The organism is Williamsia sp. z34 (assembly GCF_059553395.1).
This window is the reverse complement of sequence record NZ_JCANWW010000014.1, coordinates 66,043-90,630: the sequence shown is the minus strand read 5'-3', so window position 1 is coordinate 90,630 and position 24,588 is coordinate 66,043. Positions and strand designations below refer to the sequence as shown.

Here is a 24,588-nt window from a genome sequence, read left to right as displayed (position 1 = left end):
GGGAGCCAGGCGATATCAGGGTGTCGAACTCTGGTGTCACCTGGCTTTCAGGGTTTGCCGAATCGCTCGCGGCGACCGAGTGACTGCAGTCGCAGCCAGTTCTTGAAGCCGGCCACATCACGTTGCTGCACAAGGAAATACCAGCCGAATCGGGCGTACTCCTGGGGCAGCAGTTTTCGCATACCCGGCCGGCTCATCAGATACCCGCGGTTGCGATATGTGAAGAACCGCTTGGTCTCGTTGTCGGGGTACTGGGTGTGCATGCGGCCACCGAGGATCGGGCGGAACTCGCCGCTGCCGTCCGGATGGAGGTAGGCCGTGGTCAGGCAGGTTCCGAAGTTCAGGCCGGACCGCACCAGGCGACGGTGCATCTCGACCTCGTCGCCGCGGACGAACAACCGCAGATCGGGTACGCCCACGGCGTCGATCGCGGCCGCCGAGAACAGTGCGCCGTTCATCAGAGAGGCGATGCCGGGCAACAGATCCGAGGTCTCGCCGTCGGCGAAGAGTTCGGAACGTTTACGGCGCCACACCAGGCCCCGGCGCAGCGGGAACGCCAGGGTTTCCGGGTTGTCGATGTTGCAGACGACCGGCGAGACCTCGTCGAGGTGATGCGTCAGAGCGCAATCGAGCAGTTTCTCCAGGACCTCGGGGCCTTCCGGGCGGCCATCGTCGTCGGCGCACCAGACCCAGTCGGCGCCCAGCGCCAGCGCCTGCAGCATGCCGAGGGCGAATCCGCCGGCCCCGCCGAGGTTGTGGGCAGAGCCGATGTAGGTCACCGGAACCGATTGGGCGGCAACGAGTTCGGCGACCGCACTGTCGTCGTCGTTGTCGACCACCACGAGGTGATCGATGGGACGGGTCTGGTTGGTCAACACGATCAGCGACTGCTCGAGGAGTTCGAGCCGACGGTGGGTCACCACCACGGCGATGACCTTGGGGTCAGGCATCTTTTTCGACCTCGGCCAGGACTTCACGCACGTGCCGGGCGGCTTCGGGACCCTCATAGGCCCCGACCACCTCTTCGATGCCACCGTCCATCCGGATCGCGCCGTGATCGATCCACAGCGCACGATCGCAGAGCTGGGCCAGGAATTCATTGGAATGGCTGGCGAAGACCAGGATGCCGGACCGCTTCACCAATTCCTGCAACCTGATCCGGGCCTTCTTCATGAACTCGGCATCGACGGCGCCGATGCCTTCGTCGAGAATCAGGATCTCGGGATCGATCGACGTGACCACACCGAGCGCAACCCGCACCCGCATACCGGTGGAGTAGGTGCGCAGCGGCATCGACAGGTAGTCGCCGAGTTCGGTGAACTCGGCGATGTCGTCCATCTTCCGGAGCATCTCGCGGCGGCTCATGCCGAGGAACATGCCGCGGATGACGATGTTCTCGTAGCCGGAGATCTCGGGATCCATGCCGACACCGAGGTCGAAGACCGGTGCGACGCGACCTTTGATCGCGCACGACCCGCGGGTGGGCTCATAGATGCCGGAGAGCAGTCGCAGCAGTGTCGACTTACCGGCGCCGTTGTGTCCGACCAGACCGATCCGGTCACCATGGGACAGGTGCAGATTGATGTCTTTGAGGGCCTCGACCACGACCACGTTCGATTCGTTGGACCCGATCACCCCACCGGCCCGGCCCAGGACGGACTTCTTCAATGACCTGGTCTTGGCGTCGAAGATCGGGAAATCCACGCAGGCATCCCAGGTATCGACTCGAACTTGACTCATGACCTCACACCCAATACGCCACACGGGCGCGGTAATTACGCAGAACCAGCAACGCCACGGCCCATCCGGCGGCGGTGCATGCGATGACGATCAACCAGTGATAGAGCGCTACCGACTCACCCAACAGCGGTCCGCGGGTGATTTCGAGGTAGTGGAACATCGGGTTGAGTTGGACGATCTTGACGCGACTGGAGTCGGCGCCGATGTTCTTCTCGAGGTCGGTCGCGCTCCAGATGATCGGCGTCATGAAGAAGACGAGCTGAACCGCGGTGGTAAGCAACTGGCCGATGTCGCGGAAGCGGGTCGACAGGATGCCGAAGACGATCGAGACCCAGATCGCGTTGACCACCAGCAGTGCAATACCGGGGATGACCAGGATCACGGTCCAGGTCACCGGCTGCGGGAAGATGATCAGCAGGACAAAGTACAGCGGGATGTTGTGCGCGAAGATGATCAGCTGACGCCAGGTCAGCCGGTAGACGTGCACGCTCAGCGGAGCCGGGATCTGCTTGATCAGGCCTTCGTTGCTGGAGAAGAGTTCAGCGCCTTCGAGGATCGATCCCTGGATGAAGTTCCAGAAGATGAACCCGAGCATCACGTAGGGCAGGAAGTCGTGGATCTCGTTGCCGAAGAGCTGCGAGTAGAGCAGACCCATCGCGACAGCGGTGACCGCCGTCGCGATGGTGATCCACAGGGGCCCGAGCAACGACCGTCGGTAACGCTGCTTGATGTCCTGCCAGCCGAGGAGCAGCCAGAGTTCGGAGTGCTTGAAGCCGGACGACAGGTCGCCGAACGCCCGCCGGAGCGACCGCGAATCGGACTCCGCTGGTGGGGGCCGCATGGGTACTTCGTCGGCTGCAGTTGACACGAGAGTCGAGCCTACCGTCAACGCGTCGGGGGCCATCGCTCCCGTGGGGTGCGGGGTCAGAGGTACTGACCGGTGCCGGCCGCGCCATGCGGTCCACCGGGGCCGCCGCCTGCGAAGGGGCCGGACGGGGGTAGCTGTCCCTGACGCATCTGTTCGAGCTGGGCCCGCGCGGCCATCTGCTGGGCGAACAGAGCGGTCTGGATGCCGTGGAACAGGCCTTCGAGCCAGCCGACGAGCTGCGCCTGTGCGATCCGCAACTCGGCGTCGGAGGGAACGTCGTCCTCGGTGAACGGCAACGCGAGCCGTTCGAGCTCGTCGCGCAGTTCGGGGGACAGGCCGTCCTCGAGTTCGAGGATCGACGACCGGTGGATCTGTTTGAGGCGGGCGCGGCTGGCGTCGTCGAGCGGTGCGGCCCGCACCTCCTCCAGCAGTTGCTTGATCATGGTGCCGATCCGCATCACCTTCGCGGGCTCGACCATGGCGGTCATCCCTTGGTTTTCGTCACCGGGCTCTTCTGAACCTGCCGAACCGGCGGAGGGGACCACGAGGATGCCATCGTCATTGACGCCTGAGATCGGACGCTTGTTGAGATTTTCATCGGTCATCCGTTCATTCTCCCGATGTTGAGTGGCGATTGCACGCAGTTGCCCAGACGAGAGGCATTGCAGTGTCGCCGGGACCGTCTATGGTGGCTGCCATGGCTTATGACGTCGCCCGCGTTCGGGGACTGTTCCCGTCGCTGGGTGATGGTTGGATACATCTCGATCCGCAGGCAGGAATGCAGATCCCCGACTCGGTCGCGACCACGGTGTCCAAGGGTTTTCGTTCCCTGGTGTCACAGCCCGGCGGCATCTATCCGTCGGCCCGGAAATCGTCGGGCATCATCGATGCGGCCCGGCAGGCGGTGGCAGATCTCGTCGGTGGTGATCCACGCGGAGTGGTGCTCGGACCGTCCCGCGGGCACCTGCTGAACGTGCTCGCCGAAAGCCTCAACACTCGGGTGTGGCTCGGTTCGGAGGTGGTTGTCAGCCGGCTCGACGACGAGGCGAACATCCTGCCGTGGCTGCGTGCGGCCGACCGGTTCGGCGCGAAGGTGAGCTGGGCCGAGGTCGACATCGAGAACGGCGAACTGCCGGTCTGGCAGTACGACGGACTGGTGAGCCGGTCCACGAGCGTGGTGGCGATGCCGCTGGCGTCGTCGACGATCGGCTCGGTGGTCGATGTCGCCACCGCGGCGGCAGTGGTCCACGCGATCGACGGCCTGGTCGTCGTCGATGCCACCAGCGCGGCTCCGTACATGTTGCTCGACATCGAGGCGCTCGGCGCCGACGTCCTGGTGGTCAGCGCCGACCGCTGGGGTGGTCCGGCCACCGCCGCGGTGATCTTCCGCGACCCCGACATGTTGTCCCGGGTGCGGTCGATGTCACTGGACCCGGATGCGCAGGGCCCGAATCGACTGGAGGTCGACGGACATCAGCACGCACTGCTGGCCGGACTCGTCGCCTCGATCGAACATCTCGCCGGACTCGACGAATCGGCCACCGGTACCCGCCGTCAGCGACTGGTGACGTCGATGACGGCGCTGAGTGAATACTCACAACGACTCCTGCAGTACCTGCTGCGGTCGCTGGGCCAGTTGAACCTGGTGAACCTGATCGGTTCGGCCGACAACCGCATCCCGGCGGTCAGTTTCACGGTCACCGGGGTGACCGCCGACAAAGTGGTTCGGCGCTTGGCCGACAACGGGATCTGCGCGCTTGCCGATGTGAACAGCCGGGTACTCGGCGGCATCGGCGTGAACGACGTCGGTGGTGCCGTCACCCTCGGTCTCGGCCCATATACGACGCCCTACGAAATCGACCAGCTGGTACGCACTTTGGGGTCACTCGGCTGACCCTCGCCATTTTCGTCCCCTGCAGTGGGCGCCGAGGGAACATGTCCCTCGGGCCCCTCTGCAGGGGAAGAATACGGTGAGACTCAGAGCGTGAGCAGGATCTTGCCCGACACCTCACCTGATTCGAGCAGGATGTGCGCCGCGGAAGCCTCGGCCAGTGGGAATGTCGCTCCGACAACGGGTTTGATCCTGCCGTCGGCGATCAGTGGCCAGGTGGTGGCGATGGTGTCGGTGACGATGGCGGCCTTGTCGGACTGATCCCGGCCGCGCAACGCGGTGGCGTGGACGGTGCCGCGCTTGTTCAGCAGTGCGGCGATGTTCAATTCGGCCTTCACGCCGCCCTGCATGCCGATGATCACCAGCCGGCCGTCTTTGGCGAGCGCGGACACGTTGCGGCCCAGGTACTTTGCGCCGATGATATCGAGGATCACGTCGGCGCCGCCGTGTTCCTTGATCACCTCCACGAAGTCATCGGTTTTGTAGTTGATGGTGATGTCGGCACCGAGGCTGCGGCACAGTTCGAGCTTGTCGTCGGAGCCGGCCGTCACGGCCACCGTTGCGCCCAGCGCCTTGGCCCATTGGATCCCGTGGGTGCCGATGCCGCTTCCGCCGCCATGGAACAGGACGAGCTCACCCGGCACGAGGTGGGCGGTTCGTTTGAGGTTGGAGAGCACCGTGCAGGCGACCTCGGGCAGGGCCGCGGCCTCGACCAGGCCCACGGACTCCGGAATCGGCATCAGGTGTTCGGCGGCGACCGCGACGAACTCCGCATAGCCGCCACCTGCGATCAGTGCGCAGACATCGGTTCCGGTGGTCCAGCCGGCCACGCCCGGACCGAGTTCGTCGATGGTCCCGGAGACCTCCATGCCGATGATGTCGCTCGCTCCCGGTGGCGGCGGATAATTTCCCTGTCGCTGCAGCAGGTCGGCCCGGTTCACACCGGCCGCGGCCACCTTGATCAGCACTTCCCCGGCGCCTGGGCGGGGTTTGTCGACCTCGGTGACGATGAGGTTCTCCGCCGGCCCGAACTCGGTCAGGTTCACTGCGCGCATTGAGGTCATCTCTCTACCTTTACCCGTCCGGTGCGCCCGGGCGGCATGCGGTGGCACACAACGCCGAAATTCAATGGCGGTAGGGTCCTGATTCGTAAGCGCTCATTCCTGGCGTGGTTGGACAAACGTCGTAGTCCGGGGGGATAAATGACAGAGAATAGAGCCGTGCCCTGGCTCGATGACTCTGAACAACTCGCGTGGCGATCATTCATGAACGGATCGCAGCGTCTATTCGATGCGATCAATTACGCCCTGGTCGAAACCGCAGGTCTCACCTTCGCCGACTACCGCATCCTGGTGTTGCTGTCGGAGACGGACTCGATGCGGATGAGTGCGCTCGCCGACGGGGCGTTGAGCAGCAAGAGCACGATCTCGCGGCGCGTGGACCGGATGGCCGAGGCCGGCTGGGTCGAGCGGATGGCCAAGGACCACGACAAAGACCAGCGCAATCGCGTCTGTCGCATCACCGAGTCGGGCCGGACCAAACTCCACGACGCCGCCAAGGGACACGTCGTCGCGGTACGTACCTATCTGCTCGACCACCTCGAAGATCACGAGCGGGAGGCCATGGCGACGACCTTCCTGAAGGTCGATACGTGGCTGCGTGAGAACCCTCAGGCCCGCGTGAAGTAGGCTCTGTGCCGAAGGAAGCGTGGCAGAGCGGCCGAATGCACTCGCCTTGAAAGCGAGCGTGGGTGAAACCACCGGGGGTTCAAATCCCTCCGCTTCCGCAGGTCAAGGGGACCCCGGTATCAGATCAGATGCCGGGGTCCCTTTGGTTTCGGGCGCACACGAAAAATCACTAGGTAGTGGGCCGGCTTGCCGATACGTTCGCCTCCATGCGAATCGTGTCGGTGAATGCCTGGGGCGGCGCGATGTACGACGCCCTCATCTCTTGGCTGCCCGCGGTCGAGGCCGACGTCGTCTGTCTGCAGGAAGTCACTCGGACACCGCATGATTCGGGCTGGGCGACCTTCACCGACGGCGAGCGCACGCTGCCGCAGCGACTCAACCTCTTCGATGATGTGTCGGGCGTGCTCGTCGATCATCGCCCGCATTTCGTCGTCAACGACTCAGGTCCCGTCGTTGATGCCGACGGCCTCACACGTCGTCAGGATTTCGGAATCGCGACGTGGATTCGCCAGGAGTTCCCCGTGGTCGGGCTCGATGCCAGGTTCGTGCACGCGCAATACGTCGACCACCTGGACTGGGCCGTGCAGGACCGGCCCCGGGCGGCGCTGGCGGCCGCGGTCAGGGACCGCGACCTCGGCCGTACCGTGTCGGTGATCCAGCTTCACGGCTTACGGGATCCGGCCGGGAAGCACGACACCGCCGCCCGGAAGGATCAGGCCCGGCGGCTCGCCGAGATCGTCGAACAGGTTCGCGCGACGAGCGACGTCACGGTGGCCTGCGGCGACCTGAACCTGCTGCCGACGAGCGAGACCTTTGAGGTGCTCCGCGATGTGGGGATGGTCGACCTCGTCGGCGACGCAGACACCCGGACATCTCGGTACACCAAGCCGACTCGCCATGCGAGCTACCTGCTGGTGTCGTCTCCGAGTGCGGTGCGTCGCTTCGAGGTGGTCTCCGAACCCGAGGTTTCCGACCACCGAGCACTGCTGGTCGAGGTGTGAGGTGGGCCGTCGTCGCTGAAGCCCTCTCGCGGTATCCTCGCCCCGCGGCTGCGGGACAGATGTGATGGAGGAGGCGACAGTGACACCCACCGGTGGTTTCACCGTCGCATCGTTCAACGTCAACGGAATCCGTGCGGCCCGGCGCCGCGGGTTCGATGACTGGCTGGTTCAGCGCGCCCCGGACGTGGTGGGGTTGCAGGAACTACGGTGCGGCATCGATGACGTCGGCGACTTCGGTGACCACATCGCGTCGATCGACGTCGGTTCGATTCCGGGACGCAACGGGGTGGCGATCCTGACCCGGCACGAACCCGCCGCGGTGCGCACCTGGTTGACGCATCCGCCGAAGGCCCGGGGGCTGTCGGTGTTCGCCGCCGAGGGCCGCTACATCGAGGTCGATCTGGCCGATCGGCCGCTGACCATCGGCGATCTCTACCTCCCCAAAGGCGGCTTGCCCGCCGAGCTCCAGCGCCCCGGATCGATGCGTGAGCAACCCGACGGCGGAGTCAAATATGCACGCAAGCAACGGTTTCTGGCCGGATTCGCCCGCGAGCTGCAGCGCAACCGGTTGGCCGCGCGGCAGGCCGGACGAGAGTTCCTGCTGCTGGCCGACCTCAACGTGGCGCACACCGAACACGACGTGACGAACTGGCGCGCCGCCCGCAAGATGGAAGGCTTCCTGCCCGAGGAGCGGGCCTGGTTCGACGAGATCACCGGACCGCGTCGGCTGGTCGATGTGGTGCGCACGCTGCACGGTGACCGTCCGGGCCCGCTCACCTGGTGGAGCTGGGCAGGGGAGTCGTTCGTGAAGGACGTCGGCTGGCGCGTCGACCACCAGCTGGCCACCCCGGGCCTGGCCCGGCGCGCACGTCGGGTCACCGTCGACAAGGAATCCACGCCTCAACTCAGGCTCTCCGATCACGCCCCGCTGATCGTCGAGTACGACGACGTTCGTGCGGAGGACGCACCCTCGCCCGGGTTGTGACGTGAGCGAGCGGTGAGATCAGCGGCGCCGGCCCTTGCCGGGTTTCTTTCCTGCGGCCTCGCGGCGCGCCTGTTTGGCCAACGACTTCTCCTTGGCCGACCGTTTCGGTGCCGGGGCCGAACCACCCCGCGACGAGCTGGATTTACGTCCCCGCACGATGCCGATGAACTCGTCGGCCAACTCGGTGGTCGGGGCCGGCCACAACAGACCGACGGATCCGGCCGGTGCGTCCGTCACGGGGCGGAAGACGAGGTCCTTACGGTGATGCAGTCGGGCCAGCGACTGCGGGACGAGCAGAACACCGGTGCCCGCCGCGACGAGTTCTATTGCGTCGCCGGTGGTTTCCGGTCGATGATCCACCGCGTTGCCGGGTCGCTGCTTCATCGCCAGGGGCTCGTCGAGTGGCCACAGGAGCTGTTCGTCGGCGAGGTCGGCAACGCTTATCTCATCGCCAACGGTGAAGACGTGGTCCTTCGGAACAACCACGACGGTCGTCTCCTGATAGAGCTCGATGGTGTGGTGCGGCCCGGGATCGCCGTGGCGCAGTGCGTCAGGCAGGCGGGTGATCGCCATCTGTGCCCGGCCGGTGCGGATTGCGTCCGTGCATGCGGCGACGTCCATCGCGATGAGTTCGAGAGGTGTCCGCGGGATTCGTTCACTCCAGGTGCGAACCCACTTGCCGGGTGTCACGCCGGGCACGTACGCCAGCCGAAATGAGGGGGCGTCGTCGGGTGTGGTCACGCCAAGAGGCTACCGCCCGATACCCTTGACAGATGAGTTCGCAGTCGATGAAGCCGGCCACCGCCGCCAAGAAGTTGGACGTGTACCTGCCGGCGACGCCCGCCGAGTTCCAAGAGGGCACCATCACCCGGGAGGAACTCGAAGCGCTGCAGGCGGACCCGCCGGAATGGCTGCGCGATCTGCGCGTCAACGGGCCCCACCCGAAGAACCTGGTGGCGATGAAACTCGGCATCTCGAAGGGCGCTCTCGTGCGCCATGGCATCACCGAAGCGCTGACCACCGAGCAGATCAACGCCCTGTTGTCCGAGATGCCCGACTGGCTCGAGGCCGAACGTGCCACCCAGATCGAGGTTCGCAAGGAAGCAGCTGCCGAAAAGTCGGCGCCCGCCGAGGCCGCCCGGTCACGTTCCCGTAAACGGCGGTAACCCCCCCGGCGAGCGTCGGGACCGGTTCAGGAACCCAGGGCCGCCAACAGATCGGCCGACGACGCGACCGCGCCGAAGACTCCGCCCTGCATGGTCACCATCTGCAGTGCTGCTTGGTGATTCGCCGGATCCGTCGCACCGGTGCAGTCGGAGAGAACAAGGCATTCGTATCCGCGGTCGTTGGCCTCGCGCATCGTGGTGTGCACGCAGACATCGGTGGTGATCCCGGTGAGGATGATGTGCGTGATCCCGTTGCGGCGCAACACCAGATCCAGATCGGTGGCATAGAACGCACCCTTGCCCGGCTTGTCGATGATCACCTCGCCGTCGATGGGCTCGACTTCGGGCACGATCTGCCAGCCCTGTTCGCCGCGCACCAGGATCCGTCCGCACGGCCCTTCGGCGCCGATCTCTGCACCGATCTGGGCGGACCGCCAGCGTTTGTTCTCCGGCAGGTCGGAGAGATCGGGACGATGCCCTTCACGGGTATGGATGACGGTCAGTCCGGCGGCACGCGCGGCCGCCAGTACCCGGGCGGTCGGCTCCAGCGGTGTGCGGGTCAGGGACAGGTCATAACCCATCGCGTCCACGTACCCGCCGGGGCCGCAGAAATCTGTCTGCCAGTCGATGCACAGCAGGGCGGTCGATTCCGGACGGAACGAACCGTTGTACGGCCAGGCGTACGGGGTGGCGCCGGGAAGAGCGGGGAAATCGAAAGTGGTTGTCACAGAGTTCCTTTGATGTGATCGTGCGAGGTGGGCTCGATGGTCATGGCGCTGACGGGGCGGTCGTACCCCGCACGATGCGATCGTGCGCGAGAGCGGTCAGGGTGGCGACCACGATGCCCACGACGACCACGCATAGTTCCGGCAACATGTAGTGGGCGGCCAGAGCGGCGGCCGCGCCGAGGCCCCAGGCGATGAAGGCGCCTGCCTGCCAGTCCCGGTCCGGACCGCGGGAAGCCTTGCGGCGCAACATCTGATCGGTGATCAGCACCGCGCCCAGTGGCGGCACGACGACGCCGAGCAGGTTGAGCCAGTCCTCGAAGTGACTCCAGACCCCGGCCACTGCGAGGGCGACACCGACCGCGCCCAGCAGGACGGTCAATGGCCGCATGCGCACGCCGGTCAGCTGACTCCACCCGACCGCGCCGTTGTACAGGCAGTGGGTGCACACCGACCCCAGGTTGATGAATACGAATGCCACGGCCAGCGGGACGAGGATGCCGCCGTGGTCGATCAGGATGTTGAGGAAGCCGCCGCCGTCGGTGCCGGGATCGGCGGAGGCGCCCATGGCAACGATCACTCCGCCGATGATCAGTGCGATGGTGTTGCCGATCGGAAACGCGCTGAATGCGGCGAGGAAACCCTCCCGGCCGTTCTTCGACCAGCGGGTGAAGTCGGCGGTCATCGTGCCCGAGTCTGCGAACAGTGCAACAACCAGCGTGACGGCGGCGCCGAAGCTCAGCGCGCTTGCGCCCGCCCCGCCCGAATAGGAGGCGAAATCGGAGGCACCCGGCGTCGACGACGCCTGGACGATGGCCACGACACCCAGGATCAGATACAGCGGTGCCGCGATGATCCCGATGACCGTCAGCGCGCGGATTCCCAGCAGTGTGGCCAGCAAGTAGCCGACGCCGGCGATGAGTGCGATCAGGGTGGCGTTCCAGCCCATGCCGCTCTCGAGTGTCGACCCGGTCAGTCCGGTCTGGAATGCGAACCAGCCGATGACGACCGTGGCCAGGAAGGCGGCCGGGATGCGGTAACCGCGGGCGCCGAACGTGCGGGCCGCCATCAGCGCGAAGTTCTCGCCGGTCTTACCTGCCTGGTGGCTGAGCAGGCCGACATATGCCATCAGGATGAGGTTGCCGGTGAGGATTGCCGCGATGCCCAGCCAGAAGCCGAGCGAGTACACGACCATGCCACCGAACACCGCGCACGTCAGGATCATCGGGAAGCCGAGCCACACCGCCGACACCGAGAACAGTGATTTTCGTGCGTTCGCCGGAACCGGCCGGTCTTCGTACTCCTCGAAAGGATCTGGCGGGGGCGGGTTCTCGAGCGCGCCGGTAGGGGGCATGTCGGCCCTGGTGTGGTCGTCGACCGTGCTCGCCTTGGGGGTCATGGAAGTCCTTCCGAGAAGGTTGCGTGCGATTTCCTATAGGAAACAGCCCTTCTTGACGCCTTTGGTTTCGCATGTGTGAACTGGTTGTTAAACAGTGTTCGACAGCGGAAAAGGAATACGGGGTTCTCGTATCGGTGGTCGATGTGCTTGAGACACTGCGGGGTGACCGCTGTTACATATAGGATCTGCGGCATGCCATCCAAGTCGTCTGCCGATGCGGCACCGGTCGCCGACCTGATCAGAGCGGACGTGGAGGAAGAGATTCTGGCCGGCCGTCTGGCACCGGGAAGCAAGATCAACGCGGACGAACTCGCTCGTGTTCGCGGGGTCAGTCACATCCCGGTCCGGGAGGCGCTGCGCGCGTTGGAGGCCGATGGATGGGTCGTCCGGCGCCACCACCGGGGCATGTTCGTCCGCGAGCGGGACCGGGACGAGATGGCCGACCTCTTCGAGGCGCGGTTGATCGTCGAACACCAGGCGACCCGGTTGGCGGCGCAACGCCGCACGTCGGACCAGCTGATCGAGCTCGACGAGATCGTGGCCCGGCAGGCCGCCGCCGAAGATCCGGCCATCCTGGCCGCGATCAACGCGGAGTTCCATATCGCCATGGCATCCTGCGCACACAACGCGGTGCTGTCGTCGATGGTCACCGACCTCAACAAGCGTGTGCGTTTCTTCTATCTGCCTGCTGCCGAGGACCGGCGGGGCGACTCGTTGTCGGAGCACCGCGCCATCCTTGCTGCGATTCGGGATCGCAGACCCGACGACGCCGCCGAACTGTTGGCCGAGCACATCCGCGACACCCGCGACGACGCCTCCCGGCGGCTCGGGACACCGGCACCGGAGTTGGTGGACTCCGATGGGCAGACGCCGAGATCGACGTCGGCCCAAGCCGCCATCTCCGGCTAGAAGCTGGCCTCGACGGGTGCCGGGGGCAGGGTGACGACCTGGCCCGCGTAACTCAGTCCGGCGCCGAAGCCGAGGAGCAGTGCCGTCTGGCCGCCCTTCGCCTTACCGGTCACCAGCATCTCCTCGATGGCCAACGGAATCGATGCCGCCGAGGTGTTTCCGGTGGTCTCGATGTCGTTGGCGACCGGAACATCCTCGGGCAGGCCGAGATTGGTCTTCATCAGCGTGTTGATGCGGGCATTGGCCTGATGAGGGATGAAGACCTCGATGTCTTCCTTTGCCACCCCGGACTGTTCGAGTACTTTGCCCAGCGCCTTCGGTAGGGTGATTGCGGCCCAGCGGAATACGCGACTGCCCTGCATCTCGACAACCATCCGGCCGACCGGATCGGTCTCGGGGTCCTTCGACTGGAACTCTTCGGCGCGGTCCATGTATTCGGGGATGTCGTAATTCTGCGAGATGGCGTCGCTGTTCTCGCCGTCACTACCCCAGACAGTGGGGGAGATGCCGTTTTCGGCACTCGGCCCGACGACGACCGCTCCGGCGCCGTCGCCGAAGATGAAGGCGGTGTTGCGGTCGGTGGGTTCCATCACCACCGACATCGTCTCGACACCGATGACCAGTACGTGTTCGGCCGAGCCGGAGCGGATCATGTCGGTCGCCAGGCCGAGGCCATAGCCGAAACCGCCGCAGCCGGAGGCGACATCGAACGCCGGGATCCCGTTGATCCCGAGATCGAGCGCCACGACGGGACCACCGTGGGGAATCTTCGTCTTCCAACTCCCGGTCGCCAGGATCAGTGCGCCGATGTCCTTGCGGTCGATGCCGCTGTTCTTGATCGCACGATCGGCGGCGGCGACAGCCATGGACCGTGCGGTCTCGTCCCCGCTGATCCATCGGCGGCTGCGGATTCCGCTGCGCTCGAAGATCCACTCGTCCGTCGAGTCCAGGGTTTCGCACACTTCGTCGTTGCTGACGACCCGTTTCGGACGGTACGCGCCGATCCCCAGAATCGAGACGTTGCGATGGCCTGTTGTTGCTGCGATGTTCATGCTTGCTCCGAGCCCCTTCGATCGGTTCGCCGAGTTCATCGATTTCCGCAGAGGTTACGCGTTCGGAAGGCCTGTGCGGGGGAGGTGCTGCGCCTTCATCGCCTGTCGAAGTAAACGTGATCGGTTGCGCGCCAACTTTCATCGCGGGCCGAGTGCGGTGCAGCCGTACGCACCGTCGGCTACATTCGGCAAAGGGGTGGTGTCCGGTGCGAGTGCGTCGGGCCTTTCGGAAGGCTGATTTTCTCGATGCGCATCACCTCAACGCTCGGGGCTCTTGCCCTGACCTCACTCGTCGCTCTCACCACTGCCGTATCAGGTACGGGCACCGCCTCGGCGGAGATCGACCAGGCAGGTTCACCGGCCTACATCACCAGCATCGAGAACCTCACGGACCAGCACCTCGTGATCAACGTCTACTCGCCGTCGATGAACTCCGTCGAAGCGCTCGATGTGCTCGTCCCCGCCGACCGCAGTGCGCCGAGCCCGACCCTGTACGCACTCAACGGCGCCGGGCAGGGTGTGGTGGAGAAGTCCGGTTGGTTCGAGGCGACCGACATCGTCGACTTCTTCGCCGACAAGGACGTCAACGTGGTGTCCCCGCGGGGTGGCACCTTCAGCTACTACACCGACTGGATCAAAGACGATCCGAACCTCGGCCACAACAAGTGGGAGACGTTCCTGACGAAGGAACTCCCACCGCTGATCGATGCCGAACTCGGCACCACCGGCGTCAACTCCATCATGGGCATGTCGATGAGCGGTTCGTCCTCGTTGTTCCTGGCCGCGCTCAGCGGCGATCTCTATCAGGGCGTCGCCTCGTTCAGCGGGTGCGCCCGGACCACCGATGTCGTCGGCCGCGAGTACATGAAGCTGGTCGTCGAACGCCGAGGCAAGGGCGATCTGACGAACATGTGGGGCGAGCCGGAGAACCCGCTGTGGGCCGAGCACGACATGTACATCAACGCAGACAAGCTCCGCGGCAAGACGATCTACCTGTCGAGCCGAAACGGGCTGCCCGGCAAGTATGACAACGAGGACAATGTGCGGCTCAACGGCAAGCTGGACACCCTCGGGGACCAGCTCATCCTCGGCGGGGGCATCGAGGCGGCCACCGGCCTGTGCACCCGGCAGGTCGCCGGCCGGCTCGATGAACTCGGAATCCCCGCGGTGACCGATCTCGACCAGCCCGGCAGCCATTCCTGGGGCTACTGGGAAGAGGACCTGCGCAAGTCCTGGCCCACGCTCGCGTTCTCGATGGGCCTTATCTGACGCATCTTCGGATTCCACGCCAGCTCGCAGACATCGCGTATCTGCGGTTCGTACCGAGTTGTTGTGGCGCGTTGCGTCTTTTGAAGCCTGACCGAAAAAGACTTCGAGGAGAATTTGATGACATGCGTTTCCGTTACCACCGCGCGCGAATGGCGCGCGGGTGCTTTAGTGATTCGGTGAAGCACCTCTATCGCGGACAGATATTCCATATCGCTGGTTCGCCGAAAGTGACCACAGCGCATGACGCACTCGTCTTCATCGAAGACGGCGCTCTTGTGGTCGACGAAAATGGCACCATTTCCTGGTGTGGCGAATTCTCGGCTCTTCCAGATGAACACGAGCATTCGGTGGTCGTCGATCATCGGCCCGGATTCATTATCCCGGGATTCGTCGACACCCATATCCATTTCCCCCAGACGTTCGCCGGTGATGCGTACGGCGGTGGGCAATTGCTGGAATGGCTCGAGCGGTGCATCTTTCCCACCGAATCAAGACTCGATGATCCCGAGTTCGGGAGGCTGGCCGCGGCCGAGTTCACCCGCCGGCGGGTCCGGGCCGGGACCACCGCTGCGATGGTGTTCGGATCGGCGTTCCCGCATGCACAGGACGCGTTGTTCGAAGAGACCCAGCGGCGAGGGCTGCGCATCGTCAGCGGCCGCGGAATCCAAACCCGCGGGCCCGATTCCGCGGGTCCTCTGCTGACCAGCGAAGAGAAGGCCATCGAACTGACCGCCGCGGAGGTCGACAAATGGCACGGCGCCGACACCGGAGATGTGGCCACCGCGTTGCTGCACGTGGCACTGGTGCCCCGATTCTCGTTGTCGGTGACACCGACAACGCTGGCCGCACTCGGCGAGTTGTACACCGATCTGCGATCAAAGGGCGTGTACGTCCACACGCACCTGAACGAGAACAATCGTCCGGGTACCGGCGAGGTCGATGCGACCAAGGCGGTTTACCAGGTCGACAGTTACCTCGACACCTATGACGGAAAGTTCTTGCCGGGCTCCAAGGTCGGGGGTGACTCGCTCCTCGGACCGCGCACGATCATGGCGCATTCGGTGCATTGCCAGGACGTCGAACTGTCCAGGATGGCCGAGACCGGGACCTCCATCTCCCATTGCCCGGTCTCGCAGCTGTTCCTGGGGTCGGGCACGATGCCGTGGCTGCGAACCGTCGCCTCCGGGGTGAACATCTCGCTCGGCACCGACCACGGCGGTGGCGACGAGTGGTTGATCTCGCGCGTTGCCAACGACGCGTTCAAGGTTCACATAACCGAGCCCGGCGATGCCGGGGTCTCGATGCATCCGGCGGAAATGTTGTTCGTCTCAACACTTGCCGGTGCCCGCGCGCTCGACATGGAAGACCGGTTCGGCAACTTCGACACCGGCAAGGAAGCCGATTTCATCGTGATCGATCCGGAGCGGTGGCCGGCTCTGTACAACGCGGTCACCCACGGAGTACGGGCCGACGATGCCGAAATGGCCCGGGATCAGCTGCTTTTCGCGCTCCTCATGCAATTGCGTGAACCCGCCATTGCCTCGGTGTACGTCAGAGGCCGCAAGATCGACGAGGACTGATTCGTTCGATGACTGAACAATCGAGTGTTGCAACAGTGTTCGTCGTCTTTCATCCGATTCCCGACGACGCGTCCGGCGATGTTTTCGCGGAATGGTCAGGGCAGGTGCGGGTGATCGCCGAGGACGCGGCGGGATATCGGCACATGGCGGTCGCCGGGGATCGGCAGCCCGCGGTGTCGCTGACCTTCGCCGATGAGACGTTGATGCAGGCGTGGCTCGATTCGCCGTCCTGGGCGGATTTGGTGAAGACCGGGGCGAGCCGGGGTATCCGCCGCGAGTTCAGCGACCTGGTCACCGTCGACGGAGAACAACCCCCGGCGGGGGTGGGCGTCTTCGTCCACCGGGTCGAACCGGAACATGTGGCGGGATTTGCTGCGGCACAACGTCGATTGATGGATCTCAGTGCCGCAGCGCCGGGCTTCGAGTACTCGATCCTGATGGGCCCACGTGTCACCGACGACGGTATCGAAGAGTGGACCGCCGTGGTCAAGTTCCGTACCGATGAGCTGCTGGCCGGATGGCGTGATGCCCCGGAACGGGCGCAGGCACTCGGGGAGCTGCGGTCGAATCTCGAGCAGGACTTCTCGTCGTCGTTCGAGGCGAACTCATTCGGCTCGATCGTCCGGGTCGAAGACGGGCGTCCGGCGGCAACACCCGAATGGAAAGTCGGGATGATGGTGCTGCTGGTGCTCTACCCGACGGTCATGGTGCTCTCGCGTTTTGTGGGGCCCTACTTCGACCAATGGGGCGCCGAGCCCTGGTTGTCGATGTGGCTCAGCCAGATTCTGTCGGTGTCACTGCTGACGTATCTCTTGATGCCCATGGCCACGGCCGCATTCTCGTTCTGGCTGGATCCCTTTCGAGGATCGTCCCTCAAGATGTCGGTCATCGGTGTCGTCGTGGTGGTCTCGCTCTACGCCGTCACCCTCACGTTGTTCGCCACTGTCCGCTGGCTGCAATTCTGGGACTACGCCTGAGAGGCGACAAACGCGGCGGACTTGGGTAGTGCCTGGCCGGGCCTCCCCGCCCGACCAGGCACTGGTCTGGAGGTTCTAGCGGAAGACGGTCTTGACGTTCTGGTACGCGGGCAGTGCGCCGAGGCCATCCGGCGAATCGTCGTGGACGGCTTCGGCGGTGCGGGTCATGATCGAACTCCCTGTGTTACGGATCAGCAATCGAAGCTCAGTCTGCCATGGCGACAGCTGGAGAATGCCGGTTTACATAAATCTGATCCACAATGTCTTGATCAGGGGCTATCCACGTGTCAATCGCTATCGATATCGATGTCCAAAATCACCTCGGGACCGTCCTCGTCGATCACGGCATCGACGATGTCTTCGGACAGCGCCTCGTCGGGCGCGATTGCCACCGGGATCTCGGGTGCATCCTCGATCTCGACATCGGGCACCTCCTCGGCCAACTTCTGGTCCAGCGATTCACCTTCGGCTTCCTCGCTGTGCGTGGTTCCGAACTTGTCGGCCTCCTGCCAGTCGTCCGGCGGGTCGACGACGCCGTCGTCTTCGAGGTTGCGCTCGTCGGGGTCCAGGCTTTCGCTGGGATTCAGGGTGTCTCCGGGGCCGTCTTCGATACTCATGTCCGTAATGTGCCCGCCGACGCCCGTCGCAAAACATCCCGTCCCGTGAAATACCGTCTCACCTGCGGGTTTGTTGCGGCGCAGTACATTGGGCCGATGGCAGTCGATGATGCGACCTCAGCCTTGCTGGCCCGGTTGGCCGAGGCCGGTGAACCGCGGATCCATCAACTGCCGGTGACCCGGGCCCGTGAGGCCTTCGCGGCACTTTCCGATCTCTTGCCTCCGGGTCCGGAGTTGCTCACCGTCTCCGAGGACACCGTGGTCGCCGACGACGGGTACCGGATCCCGGTTCGTGTTTACACCGCTACCGAGCATCCGCGCGGGGTCATCGCATATTTCCACGGTGGGGGATGGGTACTCGGGTCCGCCGCGGAATACGACCCCACCATCAGGCGACTGGCCGCGATCACCAATTGCGTTGTGGTGTCGGCGGATTACCGGTTGGCGCCGGAATATCCATATCCCACTGCCGCGCGTGACGCGTGGGATGTGACAAATTGGACGGCGGCGAGTTGGCCCAGCCTGTCGCTGATCGTCGCCGGTGACAGCGCCGGCGGCAACCTGGCCACCGTTGTCGGACAACGCGCCGCCCGGGAATCCGGTCCGCATATTGCGCTGCAGGTCCTGATCTACCCCATCACCGATCACGATCTGGACCGGGTCAGCTATATCGATCCGGCGAATCAACTGCTGTTGGACAGGGATTCGATGATCTGGTTCTGGAATCACTACGCCCCCGACCCCGAGGTCCGGGACAATCCGGACGCGTCGCCACTGCGGGGTGTGCCGGCCGGATCACCCCCGGCGCTGGTGCTGATACCCGAATACGACGTCCTGAGAGACGAGGGTCAGGCTTATGCCGTGGCGCTCGGGGATGCGGGAGTACCCGTGCAGCTCAACATCTTCGATGGTCAGATGCACGGATTCGTGCAGTTTCCGGGGATCCTGCCCTCAGCCGACAAGGCGTTGGGGCTGATCGCCGAACGGGTCACCGCGGTGGTCGGTGGCTGAGCTCCACCTCAATGGGACTGTGCGGCAGTGGCTCCCGCGAGAAATTGGTTCGCGGAAACACTTGGCACTCTTGCCCCTGGAGTGCTAAAAATATCGGGCACAGTGATTGGTCGCCCGCCAGGGAGGCGGGCCATGAGCGACTAGGAGGTGGGTTGCTGTGCTTCGTTTTGATCCTTTCGGTGACGTTGATGCATTCGCCCGTGGATTGCTGGGTGCGCAGGCGCAGGGGACCGGATCTTCCCGAACTCCCCGGTTCATGCCGATGGACCTCTGTAAACTCGACGAGCACTATCTGCTGACGGCGGACCTGCCCGGCGTGGATCCGGGTTCGGTCGAAGTGAACGTCGACAACGGCGTCCTGACCATCTCGGCGCAGCGCAGTGCCCGCTCCGATGACGGGGTGCAATGGCTGACCAATGAACGGTTCTTCGGAACGTATCGTCGCCAACTGTCTCTGGGTGAGGGAATCGATACCGCCGGGATCAATGCGCATTATGACAATGGTGTTCTCTCCGTGACCATCCCGATTGCCGAGAAGGCCAAGCCGCGTCGCATCGAAATCGAACACACCGACAGAGTTCACTCCATCGAGCCCAGCGGCTGAAGTCCAGATAGTCGCTCGCCCCCGATGATGTGGCCTTATGGCGGTGCCCACCAGGGCTTTTGGTCGCCAAAAGGGCACATCATCGGGGTTTGGGCTAGAGCCAGTCTTTGCGACGGAAGAGCATGTAGAGAAAGGTCACGGAGGTGACGATGATCGCCACGCTGATCGCAAGACCAAACGAGTTGCCGAACCCCGGGAACTTGACGTTCTGACCGAAGAACCCGGTCACCGCAGTGGGCACCGCGATGATCGCAGCCCACGAGGTCAGTTTTTTCATCACCGAGTTGAGCCGGGCATCCTGCAGTGACAGATTCGTCTCGAACAGCGTTGTCACCATGTCGCGCAACGACTCTGTCCACTCGGTGGCGCGCAGGACGTGGTCGTAGAGATCGGTGAAACTGGCGTCGAGAGCGGGATTGGCCCTGTTCTCGAGCCGGTTTCGCTGGATCAGGTTGACCACTTCTCGCATCGGGAGCACGACACGACGGAGTTTGACGAGGTTCTTACGCACCCGGTAGGTGCGCCGCTGGAGGTCCTGGCTGTTCTTGTTCTCTTCGAAGAGCAATGATTCGAGATCCTCGATGCTGTCGTCGAGCATCTGGACCGCGTCGAAGTGACTGTCGACGACGACGTCGAGCAGTCCGTGGACCAGCGCCCCGATGCCGAGCCGTTCGTCGTCCATCGCATCCCAGCGCTGCGTCACCACATCCATGTCGAAGTCGTCGGACAACCGCACCGTGATCAGCACGTTGTCCTTGATGAACATGGAGATCCGATGGACGTGCAAGGCGCCGTTGGTGGACAGCGAAGGATCGTCGTGGATATCCACGGCGTAGACGGTCATGAACTTGTGGTGCGGGTAGCTGACCGCCTTGACGCGCTCGGCGTCGGCGAGTGCGTCTTCCACCGCCCAGGAGTTGAGGTCGAGTTCGTCGGCCAGCGTGCGGAGCGCTTCGTGGCTGGGATTCACCAGATCGGCCCAGGCCAGCGTGGTGTCGTCGGCCAGGCAATCTGACAGTGACTCGATGTCGAAGCCGTCTTGGAGTTTGCCGTTCCGCCAGATCCGGCCGCGCACGTTGTCGATCACAACTTCGATGGTGCCACCTGCGACACCTCAGTGGTCGATGGAGAACCCTGACCGGACCTGGTGTCGTTCGCGGGCGAGGACGACCAGACGGTCGATCAGGTCGCTGTAGCCGAGGCCGGAGGCCTCCCAGAGCTTCGGGTACATCGACGCCGGGGTGAACCCGGGAATCGTGTTGATCTCGTTGAGAAGCCAGCCGCGACCGTTCTCCTCATAGAAGAAGTCGACGCGGGCCATGCCGGCGCATCGCAGCGCCAGGAATGCGCGTTCGGCCAGCCGCCGGACCTCGGCGATCTGGTGCTCGGGGAGCTGGGCCGGGATGACCAGACCGGCCGCGCCGTTGACGTACTTGTCCTCGTAGTCGTAGAACTCCGCGCCGGGAAGGATTTCGCCGGGTACCGACGATTTCGGCTCCCGGTTACCCAGGACCGCCACCTCGATCTCGCGGGCGGTCACCGCCTCCTCGATCACCACGACTTCGTCGTAGCGCAATGCCAGCTCGATCGCGGTGGCGAGCTCGGCGCGGTCGGAGGCCTTTGAAATACCCACGGACGAGCCGAGATTGGCGGGTTTCACAAATACGGGCAGACCCAGGGTGTCGATGGCGCGCTCGATCAGGTTGTCGATCTCACCGGTCCCGGCACGGAACTCGACCCAGTTGCACTGCGGGATCTGGGACTGCGCGGTCACGACCTTGGCCATCGCCTTGTCCATGCATACCGCCGAACCCAGAACCCCGGCGCCGACGTAGGGGACACCGGCCAACTCGAGCATGCCCTGGACGGTGCCGTCTTCACCGTGCGGACCGTGCAGCAGCGGCAAGACCACGACCGTCTCGTTGCCGGCGCGCTGCAGAGCCGAGAGCGGATCGATCTCTGTGCCCTCGGGCTCGAGTACGCCCGGCAGATCCAGCGCGGCATCGGCCAGTGTCGCGATCGCCTTGTCGTTGCGGATCCACTTTCCGTCGCGGGTGATGCCCACCGGGATCAGCTCATACTTGGACCGATCGGCGGCCGCGAGGACGTGCGCCGCAGTGATGCAGGACACGTCATGTTCCGCGGACGCACCACCGAACAGCACAACAAGGCGGATGCGGTCGGATGATGCGGGATTGGCCATGCGGCCACGATAGGCCAGCAGCGAACCGGACATCGCCGGTGGTTGGTGGTCGCCCCCACCTGCCCGGTAGCGTCGATGCGTGCGATTCAAGGCGAGCGACGTGGCAGCGGCAACCGGTGGAAAGCTCTTCGGTCCCGATGTGGAGATCGACGGAGCGAGTATCGATTCTCGCGGCATCAGACCCGGCCGGCTGTTCGTGCCGATCGTCGCCGAGCGAGACGGACACGACTTCATCCCCGGCGCGCTGGCCGCCGGCGCGAAGGCGTACCTGACCGCCCGGGCGGGTGACCAGGGCGATGCGGACACCGCAGCCATCAAGGTCACGGACACGGCGTTGGCCCTGGCCGACCTGGGCCGCGCTGCGCGGGCCCGGCTGAGTGGACCGGTGGTCGGGGTGACCGGTTCGGTGGGCAAGACGTCGACCAAGGATCTGCTCGCGGCGGTTCTGGCGACCACATACGTCACCGCGGCCAACGAGCGCTCGTTCAACAACGAGCTCGGACTGCCGCTGACGTTGCTCGGTGCCCCCGACGACACCGAAGCCGTCGTCGTGGAGATGGGTGCCCGTGGCATAGGTCATATCGAGTTGCTGTGTGACATCGCTCGCCCGACGGTCGGCATCGTGACCCGCGTCGAAGGCGTGCACCTCGAGTTGTTCGGGGATCTCGATTCGGTGGCCCGCGCCAAGGGCGAGTTGATCGAGGCGCTGCCCGCCGACGGGCTGGCCGTGCTGAACGCCGACCATCCGGTGGTCGCGGCGATGGCGCAGCGCAGCGCAGCCCCGGTGATCACGTTCGGCCTGACCCCGAGCGCCGATGTGTACGCCGAGCACATCGTGATGGACCCGGAACTGCGGGCCAGTTTCACGTTGCACACACCCTGGGGGACTGCGGAGGTCGATCTGGCGGCCCGTGGAGAACACCAGGTCGCCAACGCGCTGGCCGCAGCAGCCGCCGCCGGTGGCATCGGCGTGGGCATCGGGCAGATCGCCGCCGGGCTGGGTGGCGCGGCCATCTCCGGCCTCCGGATGGAACTGAGCCGCACCGATGCCGGGGTACGCATCCTCAACGACGCCTACAACGCCAACCCGACATCGATGTCGGCCGCCCTTGATTCGTTTGCCGCGCTCGAGGCGGGGCGCCGCGTCGCGGTGCTCGGGGTGATGGCGGAACTCGGTGGCTCGGCCGCGGCCGAACACCTGGCCATCACCGAGCGGGCGCGCGCGCTGGGCATCGAGGTGATCGCGGTGGCCGCCCCCGATTACGGCCCGGACGCCACGCACGTCGATGATGTCGACGCGGCCGTGGCGGCGCTCGGCGATCTGGAATCCGGAGATGCGGTCCTGGTCAAGGGGAGTCGCGTCGCGGCCCTGGAACGGGTGGCCGACGCCCTGTCGGGCAGCTGACCCTGGTGGGGCCGTTGGCGATCGGCCCGCGGACACTGGGTGGGACCCGTCGCTGTCACAGTCGGCGGTGGTCTGGTTCGGTGGTCGGCGTGTTCATCATCACGTCGGTCCTGTCGATGCCGGTCGCCTGGGCGCTTCATCCGGTGACCGCACCGCTCTGGCGTCGGAAAACGGCCCCGCTCGGGCGCGTCCGGTAATACTGGTTGAAAGCCCGTAACCCCCCGGAGGCCCCGATGGTCGACAGTTCTGCCTTTGCCACCTCAGGCGGTGCCGCAGACATCCGCCGGTGGTGTGAGACCTCTCGGATGCCGGGCAGGCAGCCTGATCTGTCCGATCCGGCGGCCATCCTGATCGCGTCCGGGTTCCTGTCCGAGCAGGCGAGGGCGGTGCTCGTGCGTCGCAGTACCGCCGGCCTGGCGGTCCCGGCGATCGGTGGATTCGGTGAGCTGCGCCGACTGCAGCGTGAACTCGGACAACTCGAGGATCAGCTGCGCAACCCCCGTATGCCGAAGGTCGCGGCGCTCGTGGTGCGGTCACGGGCGGTGGCGCTCTCGCGGCGACGCGATGCGGCCCGCAATCTGGTGACGGCATCGAAGCCAGTTTTCGCCGGTACCGTCCGGGGCATCCGCCGCGAACGCCGGGAGGGTCTTCACCTCGACATGAGTGACCGTGAGCGGTTGTTCAACGGACTGCTCTTCACGCCCTGCCCCAACGCTCTGGACGTGAATTATCTGCGTCGCGCCACCGCGATGGCTGCCAGCACCGCGGCAGGTGTCATCGGACAGCTGACCGACAACCGGTCGAAGGCGGGGCAGTGGGTCGCCGGAAAGGCGGCCACGTTCGACGACGGCGAGCCTGACGAATCCTCTTCTGCCAGCTCGCGATTCGTCGACGGCTACGAGACGTTGCTATACATCGCTGGTAACGCGTATGACCGGATCACGCGGTCACCGGTCTGGCACAGTGACCACTTCGAGGTTCAGCGCGGCCAGATCAATCTGCACGCGGAGCTTGCCGAGATCGCAACCGACGTCATCAACCTCCGGACCGTCCGCATCGAGCTCGATCGCGTTCGGGCCGTGGCCGATTCGGATGATCGGCTGCGTGAACAACTGCGCTCGCGCGAGGCCGAGTTGCGGCCGGTCTGGTCACAGCTGATCGATCGGGTGGCAGCCCTCTGGGATGTGGCCGATGCGGTCGCCGCCGCGGCGGCCGAGTTGAAGGTCCTCGATCAGGTGAACTACGCCGGGACCATCGACCAGCGCATCGACCACCTCATCGCGAGGTCGGGTGAACGCGAGCTGTCGGCCGAGAACACGCGGCGATTGGGCGAACAGCTCGGCGCCGGACGGGCACATCTGCGTGACTACCGGAACATCTTGCAAGGCAACGTGACCCCATTTTTCGACGAGAACTCTTCGGCTGCGGTCCCGCCCGTCCCGGCGCCGCCGCGGGTGACCGGCCCACGCAAGCAGATCGAGAACTGAACGCGGGCAGC

General features: G+C 64.9%; 24 protein-coding genes, 1 tRNA gene and 1 pseudogene. 14 read left to right on the top strand and 12 right to left on the bottom strand.

Going from position 1 to position 24,588, the window contains the following annotated elements; all coding sequences use genetic code 11:
- Positions 1–47: 47 nt before the first annotated feature.
- The 4 genes from glfT1 to AC51GT_RS24830 are packed head-to-tail and all read right to left on the bottom strand — an operon-like array spanning position 48 to position 3,213.
- Entirely contained in the window at positions 48–950 is a 903-nt protein-coding gene (glfT1, locus tag AC51GT_RS24845) for a galactofuranosyltransferase GlfT1 (RefSeq protein ID WP_496330466.1), read from the bottom strand.
- Positions 943–1,740, bottom strand: a complete 798-nt coding sequence (gene wzt, locus AC51GT_RS24840; RefSeq protein WP_496326269.1) for a galactan export ABC transporter ATP-binding subunit Wzt/RfbE — start codon at positions 1,738–1,740, stop codon at positions 943–945. The genes glfT1 and wzt overlap by 8 nt, the downstream gene beginning before the upstream one ends.
- 4 nt (positions 1,741–1,744) lie before the next feature.
- Complete coding sequence (gene wzm, locus AC51GT_RS24835) at positions 1,745–2,644, bottom strand: galactan export ABC transporter permease subunit Wzm/RfbD (protein ID WP_496326270.1); 900 nt, start codon at positions 2,642–2,644, stop codon at positions 1,745–1,747.
- 20 nt (positions 2,645–2,664) lie between these two features.
- Positions 2,665–3,213, bottom strand: coding sequence for a bacterial proteasome activator family protein (locus AC51GT_RS24830; protein WP_496330465.1), 549 nt, complete (start codon positions 3,211–3,213; stop codon positions 2,665–2,667).
- Positions 3,214–3,305: 92 nt separating this feature from the next.
- On the opposite strand from AC51GT_RS24830, the gene AC51GT_RS24825 reads away from it, so the two are divergent.
- Complete coding sequence (locus tag AC51GT_RS24825; RefSeq protein ID WP_496326272.1) at positions 3,306–4,502, top strand: cysteine desulfurase-like protein; 1,197 nt, start codon at positions 3,306–3,308, stop codon at positions 4,500–4,502.
- An 83-nt stretch (positions 4,503–4,585) separates the two neighbouring features.
- Here the strand turns inward: AC51GT_RS24825 and AC51GT_RS24820 are convergent, their stop codons facing one another.
- Positions 4,586–5,554 (bottom strand): NAD(P)H-quinone oxidoreductase, encoded by a 969-nt coding sequence (locus AC51GT_RS24820; protein ID WP_496330484.1) that lies wholly within the window; start codon positions 5,552–5,554, stop codon positions 4,586–4,588.
- Positions 5,555–5,701: 147 nt separating this feature from the next.
- Between AC51GT_RS24820 and AC51GT_RS24815 the strand changes: the two genes are divergently transcribed.
- From AC51GT_RS24815 to AC51GT_RS24800, 4 genes are all read left to right on the top strand, one after another.
- A complete protein-coding gene (locus AC51GT_RS24815; protein WP_496326273.1) occupies positions 5,702–6,187 on the top strand; it encodes a MarR family winged helix-turn-helix transcriptional regulator in 486 nt (161 codons plus the stop codon).
- Positions 6,188–6,200: 13 nt separating this feature from the next.
- Positions 6,201–6,285 (top strand) — tRNA-Ser (locus AC51GT_RS24810).
- 108 nt (positions 6,286–6,393) lie between these two features.
- The gene (locus AC51GT_RS24805) at positions 6,394–7,188 is read left to right on the top strand and encodes an endonuclease/exonuclease/phosphatase family protein (RefSeq protein ID WP_496330464.1); all 795 of its coding nucleotides are present in this window, start codon (positions 6,394–6,396) and stop codon (positions 7,186–7,188) included.
- A 64-nt stretch (positions 7,189–7,252) separates the two neighbouring features.
- A complete protein-coding gene (locus AC51GT_RS24800; protein ID WP_496326290.1) occupies positions 7,253–8,173 on the top strand; it encodes an exodeoxyribonuclease III in 921 nt (306 codons plus the stop codon).
- An 18-nt stretch (positions 8,174–8,191) separates the two neighbouring features.
- Here AC51GT_RS24800 and AC51GT_RS24795 read toward each other — a convergent pair whose 3' ends face one another.
- Positions 8,192–8,914: a LysR substrate-binding domain-containing protein gene (locus AC51GT_RS24795; RefSeq protein WP_496330463.1), complete on the bottom strand. Its 723-nt coding sequence runs from the start codon at positions 8,912–8,914 to the stop codon at positions 8,192–8,194.
- A gap of 47 nt (positions 8,915–8,961) precedes the next feature.
- Between AC51GT_RS24795 and AC51GT_RS24790 the strand changes: the two genes are divergently transcribed.
- On the top strand, positions 8,962–9,339 hold the full coding sequence (locus tag AC51GT_RS24790; RefSeq protein ID WP_496330483.1) for a DUF5997 family protein: 378 nt from the start codon (positions 8,962–8,964) through the stop codon (positions 9,337–9,339).
- A 26-nt stretch (positions 9,340–9,365) separates the two neighbouring features.
- Here AC51GT_RS24790 and biuH read toward each other — a convergent pair whose 3' ends face one another.
- Together biuH and AC51GT_RS24780 are read right to left on the bottom strand one after the other, a co-directional pair.
- The gene (biuH, locus tag AC51GT_RS24785) at positions 9,366–10,067 is read right to left on the bottom strand and encodes a biuret amidohydrolase (RefSeq protein WP_496326292.1); all 702 of its coding nucleotides are present in this window, start codon (positions 10,065–10,067) and stop codon (positions 9,366–9,368) included.
- A 40-nt stretch (positions 10,068–10,107) separates the two neighbouring features.
- Positions 10,108–11,463: a cytosine permease gene (locus AC51GT_RS24780; RefSeq protein WP_496330462.1), complete on the bottom strand. Its 1,356-nt coding sequence runs from the start codon at positions 11,461–11,463 to the stop codon at positions 10,108–10,110.
- Positions 11,464–11,655: 192 nt separating this feature from the next.
- Here AC51GT_RS24780 and AC51GT_RS24775 point away from each other — a divergent pair, with 192 nt between their 5' ends.
- A complete protein-coding gene (locus tag AC51GT_RS24775) occupies positions 11,656–12,372 on the top strand; it encodes a GntR family transcriptional regulator (protein ID WP_496330461.1) in 717 nt (238 codons plus the stop codon).
- On the opposite strand, the gene AC51GT_RS24770 is transcribed toward AC51GT_RS24775, so the two are convergent.
- Positions 12,369–13,424, bottom strand: coding sequence for a beta-ketoacyl-ACP synthase 3 (locus AC51GT_RS24770; protein ID WP_496330460.1), 1,056 nt, complete (start codon positions 13,422–13,424; stop codon positions 12,369–12,371). The two genes, AC51GT_RS24775 and AC51GT_RS24770, sit on opposite strands and share 4 nt — an antisense overlap.
- 246 nt (positions 13,425–13,670) lie before the next feature.
- Here AC51GT_RS24770 and AC51GT_RS24765 point away from each other — a divergent pair, with 246 nt between their 5' ends.
- The 3 genes from AC51GT_RS24765 to AC51GT_RS24755 all read left to right on the top strand — a co-directional run bounded on the left by AC51GT_RS24765 (position 13,671) and on the right by AC51GT_RS24755 (position 17,250).
- Positions 13,671–14,693 (top strand): alpha/beta hydrolase, encoded by a 1,023-nt coding sequence (locus AC51GT_RS24765; RefSeq protein WP_496326296.1) that lies wholly within the window; start codon positions 13,671–13,673, stop codon positions 14,691–14,693.
- A gap of 149 nt (positions 14,694–14,842) precedes the next feature.
- Positions 14,843–16,273, top strand: a complete 1,431-nt coding sequence (locus AC51GT_RS24760; protein ID WP_496326524.1) for a guanine deaminase — start codon at positions 14,843–14,845, stop codon at positions 16,271–16,273.
- 8 nt (positions 16,274–16,281) lie between these two features.
- On the top strand, positions 16,282–17,250 hold the full coding sequence (locus AC51GT_RS24755) for an antibiotic biosynthesis monooxygenase (RefSeq protein WP_496330459.1): 969 nt from the start codon (positions 16,282–16,284) through the stop codon (positions 17,248–17,250).
- Between the two features lie 329 nt (positions 17,251–17,579).
- On the opposite strand, the pseudogene AC51GT_RS24750 reads toward AC51GT_RS24755, so the two are convergent.
- A pseudogene (locus tag AC51GT_RS24750) lies at positions 17,580–17,867 on the bottom strand (hypothetical protein); the annotation flags it as partial.
- Between the two features lie 96 nt (positions 17,868–17,963).
- Here AC51GT_RS24750 and AC51GT_RS24745 point away from each other — a divergent pair.
- Together AC51GT_RS24745 and AC51GT_RS24740 are read left to right on the top strand one after the other, a co-directional pair.
- Positions 17,964–18,878, top strand: a complete 915-nt coding sequence (locus tag AC51GT_RS24745; protein WP_496326298.1) for an alpha/beta hydrolase — start codon at positions 17,964–17,966, stop codon at positions 18,876–18,878.
- A gap of 157 nt (positions 18,879–19,035) precedes the next feature.
- Positions 19,036–19,482 carry an Hsp20/alpha crystallin family protein gene (locus AC51GT_RS24740; protein WP_496330458.1) on the top strand — a complete coding sequence of 149 codons (447 nt, stop codon included), beginning with the start codon at positions 19,036–19,038 and terminating at the stop codon, positions 19,480–19,482.
- Between the two features lie 94 nt (positions 19,483–19,576).
- Here AC51GT_RS24740 and AC51GT_RS24735 read toward each other — a convergent pair whose 3' ends face one another.
- Positions 19,577–20,569 carry a magnesium transporter CorA family protein gene (locus AC51GT_RS24735; protein WP_496326300.1) on the bottom strand — a complete coding sequence of 331 codons (993 nt, stop codon included), beginning with the start codon at positions 20,567–20,569 and terminating at the stop codon, positions 19,577–19,579.
- Positions 20,570–20,596: 27 nt separating this feature from the next.
- Positions 20,597–21,685, bottom strand: coding sequence for a D-alanine--D-alanine ligase family protein (locus tag AC51GT_RS24730; RefSeq protein ID WP_496330457.1), 1,089 nt, complete (start codon positions 21,683–21,685; stop codon positions 20,597–20,599).
- Between the two features lie 79 nt (positions 21,686–21,764).
- On the opposite strand from AC51GT_RS24730, the gene AC51GT_RS24725 reads away from it, so the two are divergent.
- Entirely contained in the window at positions 21,765–23,090 is a 1,326-nt protein-coding gene (locus AC51GT_RS24725; protein ID WP_496326302.1) for a UDP-N-acetylmuramoyl-tripeptide--D-alanyl-D-alanine ligase, read from the top strand.
- Between the two features lie 233 nt (positions 23,091–23,323).
- The gene (locus AC51GT_RS24720) at positions 23,324–24,577 is read left to right on the top strand and encodes a hypothetical protein (protein ID WP_496326303.1); all 1,254 of its coding nucleotides are present in this window, start codon (positions 23,324–23,326) and stop codon (positions 24,575–24,577) included.
- Positions 24,578–24,588 lie beyond the last annotated feature (11 nt).

What these genes read in the sequence shown, in the direction of transcription:
- AC51GT_RS24825 (WP_496326272.1), top strand. Translation starts at nt 3,306, where the DNA reads ATGGCTTATGACGTCGCCCGCGTTCGGGGACTGTTCCCGTCGCTGGGT.
- AC51GT_RS24760 (WP_496326524.1), top strand. Translation starts at nt 14,843, where the DNA reads ATGGCGCGCGGGTGCTTTAGTGATTCGGTGAAGCACCTCTATCGCGGA.
- AC51GT_RS24730 (WP_496330457.1), bottom strand. Translation starts at nt 21,685, where the DNA reads ATGGCCAATCCCGCATCATCCGACCGCATCCGCCTTGTTGTGCTGTTC.
- AC51GT_RS24805 (WP_496330464.1), top strand. Translation starts at nt 6,394, where the DNA reads ATGCGAATCGTGTCGGTGAATGCCTGGGGCGGCGCGATGTACGACGCC.
- AC51GT_RS24800 (WP_496326290.1), top strand. Translation starts at nt 7,253, where the DNA reads ATGGAGGAGGCGACAGTGACACCCACCGGTGGTTTCACCGTCGCATCG.
- AC51GT_RS24770 (WP_496330460.1), bottom strand. Translation starts at nt 13,424, where the DNA reads ATGAACATCGCAGCAACAACAGGCCATCGCAACGTCTCGATTCTGGGG.
- glfT1 (WP_496330466.1), bottom strand. Translation starts at nt 950, where the DNA reads ATGCCTGACCCCAAGGTCATCGCCGTGGTGGTGACCCACCGTCGGCTC.
- AC51GT_RS24830 (WP_496330465.1), bottom strand. Translation starts at nt 3,213, where the DNA reads ATGACCGATGAAAATCTCAACAAGCGTCCGATCTCAGGCGTCAATGAC.
- AC51GT_RS24745 (WP_496326298.1), top strand. Translation starts at nt 17,964, where the DNA reads ATGGCAGTCGATGATGCGACCTCAGCCTTGCTGGCCCGGTTGGCCGAG.
- AC51GT_RS24815 (WP_496326273.1), top strand. Translation starts at nt 5,702, where the DNA reads ATGACAGAGAATAGAGCCGTGCCCTGGCTCGATGACTCTGAACAACTC.
- AC51GT_RS24765 (WP_496326296.1), top strand. Translation starts at nt 13,671, where the DNA reads ATGCGCATCACCTCAACGCTCGGGGCTCTTGCCCTGACCTCACTCGTC.
- AC51GT_RS24790 (WP_496330483.1), top strand. Translation starts at nt 8,962, where the DNA reads ATGAAGCCGGCCACCGCCGCCAAGAAGTTGGACGTGTACCTGCCGGCG.
- AC51GT_RS24755 (WP_496330459.1), top strand. Translation starts at nt 16,282, where the DNA reads ATGACTGAACAATCGAGTGTTGCAACAGTGTTCGTCGTCTTTCATCCG.
- wzm (WP_496326270.1), bottom strand. Translation starts at nt 2,644, where the DNA reads ATGGCCCCCGACGCGTTGACGGTAGGCTCGACTCTCGTGTCAACTGCA.
- AC51GT_RS24720 (WP_496326303.1), top strand. Translation starts at nt 23,324, where the DNA reads ATGGTCGACAGTTCTGCCTTTGCCACCTCAGGCGGTGCCGCAGACATC.
- wzt (WP_496326269.1), bottom strand. Translation starts at nt 1,740, where the DNA reads ATGAGTCAAGTTCGAGTCGATACCTGGGATGCCTGCGTGGATTTCCCG.
- AC51GT_RS24820 (WP_496330484.1), bottom strand. Translation starts at nt 5,554, where the DNA reads ATGCGCGCAGTGAACCTGACCGAGTTCGGGCCGGCGGAGAACCTCATC.
- AC51GT_RS24780 (WP_496330462.1), bottom strand. Translation starts at nt 11,463, where the DNA reads ATGACCCCCAAGGCGAGCACGGTCGACGACCACACCAGGGCCGACATG.
- AC51GT_RS24775 (WP_496330461.1), top strand. Translation starts at nt 11,656, where the DNA reads ATGCCATCCAAGTCGTCTGCCGATGCGGCACCGGTCGCCGACCTGATC.